Source organism: Nicoletella semolina (assembly GCF_004345745.1).
Lineage (GTDB): Bacteria > Pseudomonadota > Gammaproteobacteria > Enterobacterales > Pasteurellaceae > Nicoletella > Nicoletella semolina.
The window spans coordinates 15,128-31,265 of the sequence record NZ_SLXJ01000013.1; the positions used below are offsets into that span (position 1 = coordinate 15,128).

At 39.0% G+C, this 16,138-nt stretch carries 17 protein-coding genes; 11 read left to right on the plus strand and 6 right to left on the minus strand.

Going from position 1 to position 16,138, the window contains the following annotated elements:
* Window positions 1-11 precede the first annotated feature (11 nt).
* The 6 genes from rfbB to EV693_RS07930 all read left to right on the plus strand — a co-directional run bounded on the left by rfbB (window position 12) and on the right by EV693_RS07930 (window position 7,218).
* On the plus strand, window positions 12-1,028 hold the full coding sequence (rfbB, locus tag EV693_RS07905; protein ID WP_207906499.1) for a dTDP-glucose 4,6-dehydratase: 1,017 nt from the start codon (window positions 12-14) through the stop codon (window positions 1,026-1,028).
* Window positions 1,029-1,038: 10 nt separating this feature from the next.
* A complete protein-coding gene (gene rfbA / locus EV693_RS07910; protein ID WP_132501827.1) occupies window positions 1,039-1,908 on the plus strand; it encodes a glucose-1-phosphate thymidylyltransferase RfbA in 870 nt (289 codons plus the stop codon).
* Window positions 1,909-2,081: 173 nt separating this feature from the next.
* A complete protein-coding gene (rpsU, locus tag EV693_RS07915; RefSeq protein ID WP_132501828.1) occupies window positions 2,082-2,297 on the plus strand; it encodes a 30S ribosomal protein S21 in 216 nt (71 codons plus the stop codon).
* 178 nt (window positions 2,298-2,475) lie between these two features.
* Window positions 2,476-4,224 carry a DNA primase gene (gene dnaG / locus EV693_RS07920; protein WP_132501829.1) on the plus strand — a complete coding sequence of 583 codons (1,749 nt, stop codon included), beginning with the start codon at window positions 2,476-2,478 and terminating at the stop codon, window positions 4,222-4,224.
* A gap of 141 nt (window positions 4,225-4,365) precedes the next feature.
* Window positions 4,366-6,231 (plus strand): RNA polymerase sigma factor RpoD, encoded by a 1,866-nt coding sequence (gene rpoD / locus EV693_RS07925; protein WP_132501830.1) that lies wholly within the window; start codon window positions 4,366-4,368, stop codon window positions 6,229-6,231.
* Window positions 6,232-6,279: 48 nt separating this feature from the next.
* Window positions 6,280-7,218 (plus strand): RsiV family protein, encoded by a 939-nt coding sequence (locus tag EV693_RS07930; RefSeq protein ID WP_132501831.1) that lies wholly within the window; start codon window positions 6,280-6,282, stop codon window positions 7,216-7,218.
* Between the two features lie 125 nt (window positions 7,219-7,343).
* Here the strand turns inward: EV693_RS07930 and argH are convergent, their stop codons facing one another.
* The 4 genes from argH to radC all read right to left on the minus strand — a co-directional run bounded on the left by argH (window position 7,344) and on the right by radC (window position 10,270).
* Entirely contained in the window at window positions 7,344-8,729 is a 1,386-nt protein-coding gene (gene argH / locus EV693_RS07935) for an argininosuccinate lyase (RefSeq protein WP_132501832.1), read from the minus strand.
* 234 nt (window positions 8,730-8,963) lie between these two features.
* Window positions 8,964-9,134, minus strand: a complete 171-nt coding sequence (gene rpmG, locus EV693_RS07940) for a 50S ribosomal protein L33 (RefSeq protein WP_132501833.1) — start codon at window positions 9,132-9,134, stop codon at window positions 8,964-8,966.
* Between the two features lie 11 nt (window positions 9,135-9,145).
* Window positions 9,146-9,382 (minus strand): 50S ribosomal protein L28, encoded by a 237-nt coding sequence (rpmB, locus tag EV693_RS07945; RefSeq protein WP_006251446.1) that lies wholly within the window; start codon window positions 9,380-9,382, stop codon window positions 9,146-9,148.
* Window positions 9,383-9,613: 231 nt separating this feature from the next.
* Window positions 9,614-10,270 (minus strand): RadC family protein, encoded by a 657-nt coding sequence (gene radC / locus EV693_RS07950; RefSeq protein WP_132501834.1) that lies wholly within the window; start codon window positions 10,268-10,270, stop codon window positions 9,614-9,616.
* Between the two features lie 159 nt (window positions 10,271-10,429).
* Here radC and coaBC point away from each other — a divergent pair, with 159 nt between their 5' ends.
* The 5 genes from coaBC (at window position 10,430) to crp (ending at window position 13,743) form a co-directional block, all read left to right on the plus strand.
* On the plus strand, window positions 10,430-11,635 hold the full coding sequence (gene coaBC / locus EV693_RS07955) for a bifunctional phosphopantothenoylcysteine decarboxylase/phosphopantothenate--cysteine ligase CoaBC (RefSeq protein ID WP_132501835.1): 1,206 nt from the start codon (window positions 10,430-10,432) through the stop codon (window positions 11,633-11,635).
* Window positions 11,632-12,087 (plus strand): dUTP diphosphatase, encoded by a 456-nt coding sequence (gene dut, locus EV693_RS07960; RefSeq protein ID WP_132501836.1) that lies wholly within the window; start codon window positions 11,632-11,634, stop codon window positions 12,085-12,087. Before coaBC ends, dut begins: the two co-directional genes overlap by 4 nt.
* 68 nt (window positions 12,088-12,155) lie before the next feature.
* Window positions 12,156-12,761 carry a nucleoid occlusion factor SlmA gene (slmA, locus tag EV693_RS07965; protein WP_132501837.1) on the plus strand — a complete coding sequence of 202 codons (606 nt, stop codon included), beginning with the start codon at window positions 12,156-12,158 and terminating at the stop codon, window positions 12,759-12,761.
* A gap of 25 nt (window positions 12,762-12,786) precedes the next feature.
* Complete coding sequence (locus EV693_RS07970) at window positions 12,787-13,011, plus strand: YheU family protein (protein ID WP_132501838.1); 225 nt, start codon at window positions 12,787-12,789, stop codon at window positions 13,009-13,011.
* A 57-nt stretch (window positions 13,012-13,068) separates the two neighbouring features.
* Complete coding sequence (crp, locus tag EV693_RS07975; protein ID WP_132501839.1) at window positions 13,069-13,743, plus strand: cAMP-activated global transcriptional regulator CRP; 675 nt, start codon at window positions 13,069-13,071, stop codon at window positions 13,741-13,743.
* A 37-nt stretch (window positions 13,744-13,780) separates the two neighbouring features.
* On the opposite strand, the gene EV693_RS07980 is transcribed toward crp, so the two are convergent.
* Complete coding sequence (locus tag EV693_RS07980; RefSeq protein WP_132501840.1) at window positions 13,781-15,376, minus strand: ABC transporter substrate-binding protein; 1,596 nt, start codon at window positions 15,374-15,376, stop codon at window positions 13,781-13,783.
* Between the two features lie 114 nt (window positions 15,377-15,490).
* A complete protein-coding gene (locus tag EV693_RS07985; protein WP_132501841.1) occupies window positions 15,491-16,039 on the minus strand; it encodes a TorD/DmsD family molecular chaperone in 549 nt (182 codons plus the stop codon).
* Window positions 16,040-16,138: the final 99 nt, after the last annotated feature.

The following is a 16,138-nucleotide window of genomic DNA, read 5'->3' on the forward strand; positions in this document are numbered from 1 at the left end:
TTGAATAGGCGATGACAATGAAAATTTTGGTAACTGGTGGAGCAGGCTTTATTGGTTCGGCATTTGTTCGTTATTTGGTCAATGAAATGCAAGAGTGCGTGGTGAATATAGATAAACTGACTTATGCTGCTAATGTAGCTGCATTACGAGCGGTCGAAAACAATCCAAATTATGCATTTGTCCAAGCAGATATTTGTGATTACGCTGCGTTAAAATCCGTCTTTGAGGTGTATCAGCCTGATGTAGTGGTACATTTGGCAGCAGAAAGCCACGTTGACCGTTCAATTGAGCATTCATCGGCTTTTATTCAAACGAATATTGTGGGGACTTACACATTGTTGGAGGTTGCTCGCTGTTATTGGGCGAAATTACCCTTGGAGAAAAAGTCTGCTTTTCGTTTTCAGCATATTTCAACTGATGAGGTCTTCGGCGATTTAGCGAATGAAACGGTATTATTTGAGGAAACCTCTTGTTATGCACCGTCTAGTCCTTATTCGGCATCTAAAGCGTCTAGTGATCATTTAGTCAGGGCATGGCATAGGACATACGGATTACCCACATTGATTACACATTGTTCGAATAATTATGGTCCATACCAATTTCCTGAGAAACTAATACCATTGATGATTTTAAATGCATTTGCAGGTAAACCGCTGCCGATTTATGGTGATGGGCAACAAATTCGTGATTGGTTATTTGTGGAAGATCACGTTCGTGCTTTGTATGAGGTGCTGAAAAATGGAAAAGTTGGAGAAAACTATAATATTGGTGGCCATCAAGAAAAAACCAATCTTGAGGTGGTGCAATCAATTTGTAATTTATTAGAAGAGTTAGTACCTAATAAGCCTGAGTATGTGTCAAGATATCAAGATTTAATCACTTTTGTGCCTGATAGGCTGGGGCATGATAAGCGTTATGCCATTAATGCAAATAAAATTGAAATGGAGCTAGGTTGGCGCCCTTTAGAGACTTTTGAGAGTGGTTTGCGTCAAACGGTCAAGTGGTATTTAGCAAACCGAACAACATAGCAGGTATGATATGAAGGGGATTATTTTAGCTGGCGGTTCTGGTTCTCGTCTTTATCCAATTACTCGGGGTGTATCGAAACAGTTGTTGCCTATTTATAATAAACCGATGATTTATTATCCGCTTTCTGTGCTAATGTTGGCAGGTATTCGTGATATTTTAATTATCACGACACCTGAAGATGTTTGTCATTTTAAACGTTTATTAGGCGAGGGAGCTGATTTTGGCATTCGACTTTCCTATGCGGTTCAGCACAAACCTGATGGACTTGCTCAAGCCTTTTTAATTGGAGAGCAGTTTATTGGTGATGATAATGTCTGCTTAGTATTGGGGGATAATATTTTCTATGGGCAAGGTTTTACGCCGATGCTGCGACGTGCAGCCACCCAATTGGCTGGGGTAACTATATTTGCCTATCAAGTTAAAGAGCCAGAGCGTTTTGGTGTGGTTGAATTTAATGATGATTTTCGTGTGCTATCACTTGAAGAAAAGCCTGTCGCTCCTAAATCAAATTGGGCGATAACGGGGTTGTATTTTTATGATAAGCGAGTAGTAGAATTTGCAAAGAGGGTGAAGCGATCCGCTCGTGGCGAGTTGGAGATTACCACATTGAATGAAATGTATCTTAAAGAAGGCTCATTGAATGTACAGCTACTTGGGCGAGGTTTTACTTGGTTTGACACGGGTACTTATGACAGTTTACACGAGGCAGCTTCATTCGTGAAAACGATCGAGAGTGTGCAAAACTTATATATTGCTTGTTTAGAGGAAATTGCTTGGCGGAATGGTTGGCTTTCAGAAGAGCAAGTGATAGAAATAGCGAAAATTATTGGGCATACTCAGTATGGACGATATCTTTTGCGTTTAGTGCATGCTATTTGATCTTAGGCTACCGAATTAATTCTGGACAAAATTCGTAACACAAAAGGATAAGGTTTTCTTGGATTAGGGCTTTACTTCGGACTTGCTCTCAGATAGAATGTGTCATCTTTTTATTTCTTTATCGCTACTAATTTGCGATATTATTTAACTATAAATTCCTGAGGTGATGGCATATGCCAGTAATTAAAGTTCGTGAAAATGAATCATTTGACGTTGCATTACGTCGTTTTAAACGCTCTTGCGAAAAAGCAGGCTTATTAGCAGAAGTTCGTGCTCGTGAATTCTATGAAAAACCAACAACTGTTCGTAAACGTGAAAAAGCCTCTTTGGCAAAACGCCACGCAAAACGTACCGCTCGTGAGAACGCTCGCAGCACACGTTTATACTAATTTAGTTATCAATTTCTAGATGCTAACCGTGAAACCTTTTAGGGATCACGGTTTTATGTTTTGTAGTATTTTGTTTTTACCTCCCTTGATAAGCGGTCAGTTTTTGCAGAAAAATTACCTATTTCGACCGCTTGTTGGTTGATTTTTAACTACTTGCCAATTAAGCAGGAGATGATCAATGAAAGGCAGTATTCCTCGTTCATTTATTGATGATCTTATTGCTCGTACGGATATTGTTGAGTTAATCAATAGCCGAGTGAAGCTCAAAAAAGCAGGGCGAGATTATCAAGCTTGCTGTCCATTTCATCACGAGAAAAGTCCCTCATTTACAGTGAGCCAATCTAAGCAATTCTATTATTGTTTTGGCTGTGGCGTTCACGGAAATGTGCTTAGTTTTTTGATGGAATATGATAAGTTGGAATTTCCTGAAGCCATTGAAGAGCTTGCGGCATTGCATAATCTTGAAGTCCCTCGTGAAAATGTGATTGCTCCAGACGGGAAAAAACCGATTAGCTACAAAACTCGCCGTAATCTCTATGAATTGTTGGAGGCGATATCTCAATTTTACCAGCAGCAGTTATCGCAAGATATATCTAGCCAACACTATTTACAGCAACGAGGTTTATCTAAAGAGGTGATCTCTCGCTTTGAAATTGGTTTTGCACCAAATAGTTTTGATGCGGTATTGCGGAAATTTGCGACAGATAATGACGAATATCAAAAATTGCGTGATACAGGAATGCTCTCGGAGAATGAAAGCGGTCGGATTTATGATAAATTTCGCAATCGTATTATGTTTCCTATTCGAGATAAACGTGGACGAGTGGTTGCGTTTGGTGGCAGAGTACTGGGCGATGAAAAACCTAAATATTTGAACTCGCCAGAATCAGCCACTTATCACAAAGGTAACGAGCTTTACGGTTTGTATCAAGCTTTACAACACAATGAACAGCCTGCATTTTTATTTGTGGTAGAAGGCTATATGGACGTGGTTGCCTTGGCACAATTTGGGGTCAATAATGCAGTCGCATCACTTGGTACGGCCACAACAAGTGAGCAAATTCAGCAGATGTTTCGTTGTACTGAACAAATTATCTGTTGTTATGATGGCGACCGAGCAGGGCGAGAGGCGGCTTGGCGAGCGTTAGAAAATGCGTTACCTCATTTACACGATGGGCGGCAATTAAAATTTATTTTCTTACCTGATGGTGAAGATCCTGATACGTTTATACGCCAGTACGGTAAAGAAGGATTTGAGCGTTACTTAGAACAAGCGTTGCCACTTAGCGATTTTTTATTTGATATGTTGCTTAAACAGGTCGATTTATCCAGCAAAGAAGGAAAATCCAAATTGGCTTCTTTGGCTATTCCACTAATTAAACGGATTCCAGGGGAAACATTACGATTATATCTACGGACAATTTTGGGGCAAAAATTAGGGATTTTAGATCCCTCTCAGCTTGAGACGTTGTTGCCTCAAAAGATGGAAAATAAAACAATATTGCCACAGCAATCTAAAATTGAGCGCACTCCAATGCGTCTGCTGGTTGCCTTATTGCTACAAAATCCGTATTTAGTGAAATTTGTGCCAGATGATGTGGCATTTTTATCCTCGTTGGAGGAAAAAGGATTTGATCTGTTTTTAATACTTGTCAAAATTTGCCAGCAGAATATGGGGATTTCGATGGGTGGATTACTTGAACAACAACGCCATAGCGAATATTACAGGGCTTTAGAGCGACTAGCACAGTGGGATCACTTGGTTGTTGATGAAAATATTGAAGAAACTTTTGTTGAAACATTAGATTTTTTCTATCGTAAATTGATCGATCGCCAGATTGAACATTTGATGGCGAAAGATCGTACCTCTGAACTTAGTGCAGAAGAGAAAAAAGAGCTGATGCTACTGCTTTCAGGGCGAAATTAATCGAAAATAAGCGGTCATTTTGACAGATTTTTTTGCAAATCGCTGCTAGAGGGGGCAAGCAGTGGTATAATCCGCAATAATTTTGGTGCCACGCTATTTTGGTTTCTCACTTACGAATAAACTATAAACACGGATAATATTATGGAACAACATTCTCAGTTAGAAGAACAACAATCTCAATTAGAGCTGTTGATTGCTCAAGGACGTGAACAAGGGTATTTGACGCTTTCAGAAGTACACGATCACTTGCCAGAAGAACTTGTCGATGCGGATCAAATTGAAGATATTATTCAAATGATCAATGATATGGGAATTAAAGTTCTGGAGGTTGCACCAGATGCAGATGATTTGATGCTATCTGGCAGTAGCATTGCTGATGAAGATGTAGTGGAGGAAGCGACCAAAGTACTTTCAACCGTGGAATCTGAATTAGGTAGAACAACTGATCCTGTGCGTATGTATATGCGTGAAATGGGGACAGTTGAATTGCTGACAAGAGAAGGTGAAATTGATATTGCCAAGCGTATTGAAGAAGGTATTAATGAGGTGCAATGTGCGGTTGCCGAATACCCAGAAGCACTTACCGAGTTAATTGGCAGCTATGCAAAAGTAGAAGAGGGAACGGTACGTTTATCAGATTTGGTTACCGCTTTTGTTGATCCTAATGCGGAGGCAGCGGCTGAATTAGATGATATTCCTCTTGATGATGAAGATGAGGAAACGGTTGCTGATGTTGATGATGATACTGAAGATGATGAAGATGCTGATTCAAGTACAGACAGCGGTGATGATAATAGTGTTGATCCAGAACTCGCTCGTGAAAAATTTACGGCGTTAAAAGAGCAGCACGCAAAAGCATTGTTGGCTATTCAAAAATATGGGCGTTCAAGTAAACGATCACGAGATCAAATCCAAGCATTGTCCACGATTTTCCGCGAGTTTCGTTTAGTACCAAAGCAGTTTGATTTGCTGGTAGAGACGATGCAAAAAATGATGAAGCAGGTGCGTACCCAAGAGCGTCAAATTCAACGTTATGCCGTTGAATATGCACAGATGAAAAAGACGGATTTTATTAAAGCGTTCCAAGGAAATGAGACCTCTGATGCGTGGATTGAGAAAGCGATTAATGCGAAGAAAGGTGGCGTACCAAAACTGGCAAGCTACGCTGAAAGTATCCGTGCTAATATCGCCAACTTACAAAAGTTGGAACAAACATCAGGTTTAACCATTACCCAAATTCGTGAGATTGGTGGACGTATTGCCGAAGGTGAACTCAAAGCACGCCGAGCGAAAAAAGAGATGGTGGAAGCTAACCTGCGTTTGGTTATCTCAATTGCTAAAAAATATACCAATCGTGGACTGCAATTCCTTGATTTAATACAAGAAGGGAATATCGGTTTGATGAAAGCCGTGGATAAATTTGAGTATCGTCGTGGTTATAAGTTCTCAACTTATGCAACGTGGTGGATTCGTCAAGCGATTACACGTTCTATTGCGGATCAGGCTCGTACAATTCGCATTCCTGTACATATGATAGAAACGATTAATAAACTTAATCGAATTTCTCGTCAATGCTTGCAAGAAATGGGGCGAGAGGCAACGCCTGAAGAATTGTCAGAAAAAATGGGTATGCCAGAAGATAAAATCCGTAAGGTATTAAAAATTGCTAAAGAACCGATTTCAATGGAGACACCTGTGGGTGATGATGATGATTCACATTTGGGCGATTTTATTGAGGACGGCACTCTTGAATTGCCACTTGATTCAGCAACGGCAGAGAGCTTGCGTTTAGCAACTAATGAAGTGCTAGAGGGTTTAACACCTCGTGAAGCAAAAGTGCTACGTATGCGTTTTGGTATTGATATGAATACTGACCACACTTTAGAGGAAGTCGGTAAACAATTTGATGTAACTCGTGAACGTATTCGTCAAATTGAAGCAAAAGCATTGCGTAAGTTACGCCACCCAAGCCGTTCAGAAACATTACGCAGCTTTTTAGATGATTAATCTTTTTCCCTCACGCTTTGTGAGGGATTTTTTTAGGGGAAAATTGATATGAAAAAAACAATACTGACTTTGGCATTTTCTTCCACACTATTTTTGGTTGCCTGCGATGATTCACATTTGCAACAAAAAATACTTGAGGGAGAAAAGCAGATTGTACAATTAGCCTCAGACCTAAAAAAAGCACAATTAGATCTACAACATAGTCACCAAGAGCTTGATGAGTTAAAAATAGCCAATGCAGCTTTGATGCAGGCAAAGGAGGAATTGGAAAAAATAGCAAGTGATTTTCCTGCCCTGCAAGTAAAGACGGAAGTGCTATTTGATCAAACGGAAACGCTTCCATTGACAAAAGAAGCAAATAGTTCACACCACGCAGAGTCGGAAGTGACACAATATTTTTCGATTAACACCACGCAAGTAGCTTGGTTAAATGAATTATTATGGAAGGAAACCTCAGCGTTGTATTTTCCTCAATCCTCTTTAACTGAAATAGCAAGCCTTAGTGAATTACAAGATCATTTAAGAAATCGCTATCAATCAATGCTGGAAGAAGCTAAAGAATTTAAGTTTTCGGCGTTGAATACAACATTATCAACACATTATCTCGGGCAGCGTAATCATATTGTGCAATTTGAAGTGGCTCAAAAAGCCTATACAGGTGGTGTTCACGGTACAGAATCTTATGATTACATTAATATTGATACGATTAAAAAATCGGTTATTCGCTTAGATGAGCTTGTACCCAAAAACCATCAGCCTAAGCTGAAATCATTGCTTTGGAAACAGTACAAAGCCACTCGTAAAGCCACTTTTATTTCAGAGAATGAATTTAGAATCTCGCCAAATTTTTATTTTGAACATAATGCATTGGTATTTTCTTATCCTGCTTATGAGCTTGGATCTTATGCTGAGGGGATAATCACGTTACGCATAGCTGATTCAGACATTAATGAGTTGTTATCGCCAGAATATCAATTTGATCAATAACACGGCGGTGATTATTTTAGTGAGAGGGTTGAATAATGTTAGATTTATTTTATTGAATAAGCGGTCTTTTCTTTAGAAAATTTTGCAATTTTTTGCTAGAAACTCACCGCTTATTTTCAGTCTCTTTAATGTTTTTTAGTAGAGAGATGATGTTCTGCTTGATCAATCGCTTCAGCGACTCGTTCTAGATTGACTCCACCTTTTGCAGAGCGTTTTGCCAAGCAGGAATCCAGTGAAAGAATCGGATAAACATCATCAATAATAGTGGTATGAATTTTTTGGAATTCGTCCAACGTTAATTGTTCCAACGCCTTTTTCTGACTAATTGCATAAACTACAGCTTCGCCAACAATATGGTGAGCTTCTCTAAACGGAATCCCTTTCATAACCAAGTAATCTGCTAGTTCTGTTGCGTTTGCATAACCTTGTTGTGCTGCTTCTTGGGTTCGATCCGTATTGACTTTAATATCTTCTAACACTAATACTGAGATATTTAAGCAGGCCTGCCACGTTTCTAGTGCATCAAAAATACCTTCTTTGTCCTCTTGCATATCTTTATTGTAAGCTAGCGGTAGTCCTTTTAATGTAGTGAGTAAGCCCGTTAATGCTCCAAATACACGCCCTGTTTTGCCTCGCACCAGCTCGCACGCATCTGGGTTTTTCTTCTGTGGCATCAATGAAGAACCTGATGTAACCCTATCGGAAAGCTCAACAAAATGAGATTCGCCACTATTAAAAATAATTAAATCTTCCGAAAAACGAGAAAGGTGCATCATACTAATTGAAGCCGCAGACAATAATTCCAGCACGTGATCTCTATCTGAAACGCTATCCAAACTATTTCGAGTAGCAGATTCAAAACCAAGATCTTGAGCGAGTTGGTCTCGGTTAATGGCATAAGCAGTACCTGCCAATGCTCCTGAACCAAGTGGGCAAGTATTCATTCGTTTGGCTGCATCAGTAAGGCGAGTATAATCACGCTCAAGCATTTCATAATATGCCATACACCAATGTGCAAAGGTAATCGGCTGTGCTCGCTGTAAATGTGTATAACCTGGCATCACAGCCAGTTGATTATTTTTTGCAGTTTCAACCAATTTTTGTTGCAAAGCATAGATAGAATGTTGTAGCGAATCTATCTGAACTTTACACCATAATTTCATATCAACGGCAACCTGATCGTTACGGCTACGACCAGTGTGTAATTTTTTGCCTAAATCTCCCACCTTTTTAATTAGTTGCAATTCCACCCAACTATGAATATCCTCCGCTTTTTCTTGCAAAATAATCGCCAAATTAGGCTCTATTTCAGCTCGAATTTGTTTAAGTGCATCGGTTAATTGCTCTAACTCAGCGGACGTAATAATCCCTACGGAATGAATCGCTTTTGCCCAACCAATTGAGCCATCAATATCTTGTAAAGCTAAACGATAGTCAAATCGTAATGAATCATTAAAATAGTTAAATTGTTGATCTGCTGCTTGCGTGAAACGCCCACCCCAAAGTGCCATAATATTTCCTTAGTACATTTACAAATGAATAGCGGGATTAACCGCTTGTAATGACTAAATTATTGCATATTTATGCATAAAAGTTAAATAATTATTTTTAATATTTCACTTTAAATCTCTCGCTTATGGACATCAGCCTGTAGAATGATAGGAGACATAGAAAAGAATTTTTCTAATAGAGTTTATAAAAAATGAAAAACCCAGCTAATGCTGGGTTCTTATCTTTAAATCAAATTATTTGATTTTTGCTTCTTTATACACAACGTGCTTGCGTACAACGGGATCAAATTTTTTGATTTCCATTTTTTCAGGCATATTGCGTTTGTTTTTTGTTGTTGTATAGAAATGACCAGTTTCAGCAGTAGAAACTAATTTGATTTTATCACGATTACCTTTAGCTGCCATTGTTTAGCTCCTTAGATTTTCTCGCCACGAGCACGGATTTCAGCTAATACTGCATCAATGCCTTTTTTATCAATAATACGCATACCTTTCGCTGTTAAACGTAAGGTTACGAAACGGTTCTCGCTCTCAACCCAAAAACGGTGAGTATGAAGGTTAGGTAGAAAACGACGTTTAGTCGCATTCATTGCGTGCGAGCGATTGTTACCAACTGCTGGACGCTTGCCTGTTACTTGACAGACTCTAGACATTTGAATTCTCCAGTGACTTAATTAAGTTAATTGGTTCGGGCTATCAGGCATTGTTGTCTAACTACCTCGTCAGGTATATGCCCGTCCCACGGACTATTTAAAGGTTGCGAATTATACTTGCTTTTACTGTTTTATTCAAGTCCTATTCTAATCAATTTGAGCTTATCCTATGCCATCTTAGTGAGTATTTATGTGTTTATTTTTGTCTTTTGGGCGACGCTATTCCTCTTACTATCCCTCTGAGGCAAAAGAAAAATAATCGCCTTTACCTACGATAATGTGGTCTATAAAGCGAATATCGACCAAATCGCAGGCTTCCTCAATTTTTTGGGTTAATGCTCTATCAGCTTCGCTTGGTGTGCATAACCCTGATGGATGGTTATGTGCTACGACGATTGCAGCGGCATTACATTTTAGTGCCTCTTTGATCACTTCTCGAGGGTGAACTGTGGCTTGGTTAATTGTGCCAAAAAACATTTTTTCGTGTTTAATCAAGCGGTGCTGATTATCTAAAAATAGTACCATAAAAATCTCTCGTTCACTCTGTTCCAATTCAGCTTGAAAATACATTACGGCGATAAAAGGATCGCTGATGACTTCATTAAACGACATTTTTTGTGATAGGTAACGTTTTGTCATCTCTTTAGTTGCTTGGAGCTGGATATATTGTGTTTTTCCTAATCCCTTAATTTGGCAAAATTCTTCTAAATCTGCACTCAATAATCCTCGCAGTGAACCAAACGCACGCAATACTTGGTACGATAGTTCCATTACTGGTATGCCTTTTATTCCTGTTCGCAAAAAAATGGCTAATAGTTCAACGTCAGTGAGGCTACCTACGCCATATTTTAGTAGCTTTTCACGAGGCATAAGAGAGAGGTTATTCATATTTAATCCTCAAAATTTAGATGGCTGAATCATAGGGAAAATATAAGATGTCGACAAATCTCCTTGAGTAAATTTTCGATCAAGATCACAAAAATAATAGATTGTGAGTGAGTGCCTATTTGCGTAGAATACCCTTTATTTTTCTGAAAACAAGTCATTATGCTGGCGACAAAAAAAGTTTTAATTGGGATAACAGGTGGCATTGCCGCATACAAAACGTTGGAGCTTATTCGTTTACTCAGAAAATCGAATGCTGAGGTAAGGGTGGTACTCACGCCAGCGGCGGAATCCTTTGTTACGCCACTGACTATTCAAGCTCTCTCGGGCAATGCTGTTTCTTCCTCGCTGCTTGACCCACAAGCTGAGCTGGCTATGGGACATATTGAGTTAGCAAAATGGGCTGATTTAATCGTTGTTGCTCCTGCTTCTGCTGATTTCATTGCTCGGTTACGTATTGGTATGGGAAATGATTTACTTTCAACTATTTGCCTTGCTACGCCTGCCCCCATTTTGATTGCACCAGCGATGAATCAGCAAATGTATAAGCGGTCTGTTGTGCAAGAAAATTTGCAAAAATTGAGAGAGCAAGATGTGCAGATTATTGGACCAAATAGCGGTTTTCAAGCTTGTGGCGACAATGGCGAAGGAAGAATGTCTGAGCCTCAAGAAATATGGCAAGCGATTTATGATCATTTTCAATCTTCTCAAGATTTAGAGAATTTGTACGTTACAATTACTGCAGGTCCAACTCGAGAACCGATTGATCCTGTGCGGTACATTAGCAATCATAGCTCGGGTAAAATGGGCTTTGCGATAGCCAATGCTTTTGCAAGGCGAGGAGCGAAAGTTGTGCTGATTAGTGGACCTGTGAATTTGGCAACACCTAAAAATGTTGAGCGAATTAATGTTGAAACTGCACTTGAAATGGCACAACAAGCGGTCGCTTTTGCTCAGCAATCTGCAATTTTTATCGGTTGTGCTGCAGTTGCTGATTATCGAGTAGAGGCTGTTGCTGAGCAGAAAATTAAGAAAACAGATAATAATGACGAGTTTACGCTTAAATTGGTGAAAAATCCCGATATTATTGCCAATGTTGCTCACCTTACGCAGAACCGTCCTTTTGTGGTTGGATTTGCGGCTGAAACACAAGACGTGTCAGTTTATGCTAAAGACAAACTTAAACGTAAAAAATTAGATTTAATTTGTGCGAATGATGTATCTGATAGTCAGGTGTTTGGGCAAGACCAAAATGCCTTGCACCTATTCTGGCAGACGGGTGAAAAAAAACTTCCTCTTATGTATAAAACCACATTAGCAGAATATCTCATACAAACGATTATTGAGCGATATAAGGAAACAAAATGAAGCAAATTGACTTAAAAATTTTAGATAGCCGAATCGGTCATCAATTCCCTTTGCCAACTTATGCAACAGAAGGCTCTGCAGGGCTTGATTTACGAGCATTAATTGAACAGCCCTTAACTATTGAGGCAGGGGGAACTGTGCTGATTCCAACAGGCATTTCGATTTATATTGCTGATCCGAATTTAGCTGCTGTTATCCTACCTCGTTCTGGGTTAGGACATAAAAATGGCATTGTGTTGGGCAATCTTGTGGGATTGATAGACAGCGACTATCAAGGTCCACTAATGGTTTCATTATGGAATAGAAGTGATGAAGCTTTTACCGTGAATGTGGGGGATCGTATTGCACAATTGGTCTTTCTTCCTGTTGTACAAGCTAGCCTTAATGTTGTGAATGAATTCATTCAAACTGAGCGTGGCGAAGGCGGTTTTGGTCATTCTGGTAAACAGTAGCAAGCGGTCAAATTTGAGAAAAAAATTGCAAAAAAGAAGATATTTATAAGGGAAAAAGAGAGATAGCTATGGTTGAGCTTGTGGTTAAAATGCCTAAAAGGACAGTGAAAGAACGTCAGCAACAGGTACTTGAGGTATTGATTGGATTGCTTAATTCAGAACAAGGAATGCAACGTATTACAACAGAGCGTTTAGCCGCAGCAGTCGGCGTCTCGGAGGGGGCATTATATCGTTATTTCCCAAGTAAAACTAAAATATTTGAGGCACTCATTGAGCAGATCGAATTAACGCTGACTAGCTATATTAATATCAGTAAACGTAGAGAAGATACTGAATCTGCCATCAAAATGATTTTGCAAACGATTTTAGATTTTGCTCAAAAGAATCCAGGGGTAACTCGTATCCTTACAGGACACGCACTGATGTTTGAAAATGAAATATTGAAAAATCGAGTCGCTAAATTTTTTGATGCATTAGAGTTGCAATTCGTCAATATTTTACAAATGCGTAAGCTTCGTGAGGGGAAAGGGTTTACTGATGAACGAGCATTGGCAGCTTATTTGGTTAATTTTTGTGAAGGGCAATTTATACGTCTCGTTCGTTCTAATTTCACGTTTAGCCAATATCAACATTTTGAGAAACAGTGGGCATTTATTAAGCCACTATTTTACTAGGTAATACAATTTATTGGTCGAGACTATGATTATTCCGTGGCAACAACTTGAAGAAGATACGCTAATTAATATCCTTGATTCATTTATCTTGCGTGAAGGCACAGATTACGGAGTGCAAGAACTTTCTCTAACAGAAAAGCGAGTACGCTTATTAGCACAATTACAAGCTGAGAAAGTCGTCATTGTATGGTCAGAACTAAACGAAAGCCTTGATATTAAAGAAAAAAAATCTTTCTTAAAGAATATGTAAAGTTATGTTAGAATTGTAAAAAAACGAGCTGATAAGCCAACTATAGTAGAGGTTTTTATGCAAAATGTATCCATTTCCACGGCACAACTTGAAGGTATTGGCTCATTTCCTTCAATTAACGATCCCACAGTGGAATGGTTTCTAAAATATTGCCGAATTCACCGTTATCCAGCTAAGCATATGATGATCAATGCAGGCGAGAATGCAGAATCACTCTTTTACATCATCAACGGAGATGTCTCTGTTTTTATTAAGGATGACGATGGAAAAGAAATGTTACTCACCAATCTTGGTCAGGGGGAATTTGTGGGGGAAATTAGTTTATTTGAAAACCATGTTCAACCACGCACTGCTTGGGTAAGAACGAAGGGTAATTGTGATATTGCAGAAATTTCCTATATAAAGTTTAAACAGCTTGTCCAACTGAATCCTGATATTTTGATGTATCTTTCCGCACAAATGGCACGCCGTCTGCGAATGACTTCTCGTCAAGTCAGTAACCTTGCGTTTTTAGATGTAACAGGACGCATTGCTCAAACATTGATTAATCTATCAAAAATGCCTGATGCGATGACTCACCCTGAAGGTATGCAAATCAAGATCACCCGCCAACAAATTGGTCAAATGGTTGGCTGCTCCCGTGAGACTGTTGGGAGAGTAATAAAGATGTTAGAAGATGAAGGATTAATCTCCGCTCACGGTAAGACAATTGTTATTTTTAATCCTAATTAAATTTTTTCTTCTCCCTCCAAAAATGGAGGGAGAGAGATTAATCTATTATTTTCGTGCCATAGAAGTATGAATAACCGAATGGGCTTTGTTTGAAATCTCTGACTCGTTTGCTTGTCGGGGCAAAATTGATCGAGTGTGCAACATTTATCCACGGTGCTTGTTCGTTGAGTATAACTTGTGCTTGTTCGTAGATCTTTGTACGTTCTGCTTTGTCAGATAAGCCGACTGCTTTTTCTAGTAAAGCGTCAAACTCAGGATTGTTAAAGCGAGCGTAGTTACTATTACCAATGTTTGCGGAGCCAAATAGTGGTGATAAGAAGTTATCAGGATCGCCATTATCACCAGACCAACCATAAGTGCCTGCTGTTAGTTCTCCTGCTTTGGTGCGTTTGATGTAGTCTCCCCATTCGTAAGTGACTAATTTAGTTTTTACGCCCACTTTTTCCCAGTCGCCTTGGATTAATTCAGCCATACGACGTGGGTTTGGGTTAGAGGCTCTAACCACAGGTTGTACCCAAATATTGGTTTCAAAACCGTTTTCAAAACCAGCTTCTTTAAGTAATGCCTTTGCTTTCTCTGGGTTGTATTCATAGCCAGTAATGCTGTTGTTATAGCCCCAAATGGTTGGAGGTAATGGGTTTTTAGCGACAACACCAGCACCACGATAGACCGCATCAATGATGGTGTTTTTATCTACTGCGTAATTTAGTGCTTGGCGAACTTTGATATTATCAAAAGGGGCTTTTTCGGTATTAAAGGCAATATAGGCGATATTTAATCCTTCTTGGGACAAGAGGTTAATTTTTGGATCGGTTTTCATTTTTTCAAGATCAGCAGGATTTGGGAAATCTATCATATCGCATGTACCAGCTCGTAATTTAGCGTAGCGGGTAGTTGCATCAGGTACAATATCAAAAATCAAGCGATCAATATCTGCTTTACCATTCCAATAGTCTTTATGAGCAAGAAAACGAATACGTTGGTCAAGCTGATACCCAGAGAATACAAATGGACCCGTGCCAATAGGGGTAGTATCTAGTATTTCTGGCGTACCTGCTTTAAGCAACTTATCTGCGTATTCTGCAGAATAGATAGAGATAAAATCCATTCCAAGGCTAGCAATAAAGGTTGCATCTTGTTTATTTAATGTAATTTTAACTGTATGATCGTTCACTTTTTCAACGGATTTTAGTAATTGGGGAAATTTCATCACATTGAAATAGGGATAGGTAGCTTTTGATACATTATGATAAGGGTGGTTTTTATCAAGCTGGCGTAGGAAAGAAAATATAACATCATCAGCATTGAATTCACGACTTGGTTTAAAATATTTATTTGAGTGGAATTTGACACCCTTACGTAACTTAAAAGTATAAGTTAAGCCATCTTCGCTCACTGTCCAACTTTCAGCGAGTGCAGGTTCAATTTCAGTCGAGCCTCGTTTAAACTCAACGAGGCGATTATAAACTTGTTGAGAGCTGGCATTATAAGAAATACCCTCCATCACCAACGCAGGACTAAATCCTGATGGTGAGCGGCTTACGCAGTTTACGAAGGTTTTATGTTCTGCTTGTACAACGCCAGAGAGGAGTAGCGTTGCAGTAGCAATAGATAGTTTTGCATTCAATTTCATAGTTTCCCCTAAATCAGAGTGAGTTATCGTTTCGACAAAATAGCTATGTTCTAGCCAAAGGTAAAGAACAAAATACTGCCCCTTATGCAAAAACGTTATAAAAAGAATATCCTTTTATTTAATAGGAGTTTCTTCTAACTCATCTGCCATTGCACTTAACCCATCACGGGTGAGTTGTGCTAATGCTTTGTAAAAGTTTGTATCGAAGGCTTCTACTTGTCCTAAAAATTTACTTAGGCAAGGAAGTAAGAATTGCTCAAAAAGTTCTCGCTGTGCTTCAAGTGAATGGAGGTTATCTTCAATCCAAGAAGCGGTTAGTAGCAATAACGCGGTATGATTGGGTTCTTTCAATTCAGGCATTGCACGCAATTGGCGGAATAAAATGAATTTTTCAACAGAAAAACCATAGTCGGAAATTGCAGTTGTTACTTTGCCATTTTCACCAAAAAGCATAGCATAATGCATAGAGAGCTGCTCTGGAATTGCATTATTTTCAACGATAGTGAGTGCTTGTTCGCTTTGGATATCTGTATTTAATGCCCATTGTTGGCGAAGTCCGCCTTGTTTTAGCCAGTTAAATGTGTTGTGTAAAATGGGATCAGTCGGTGAACGTAAAAAGAGATTGCCAAATAAGCGGCAGAGTAAAGAAAAATCATTAATCATAATTGGAAAAATTGTGTTAGGAAAAAATCCTGTTAGGGTAAATTAAATATAAAAGGTGGTATCCTACAACAATTATAAGATGAATATAAGGAGAAATAG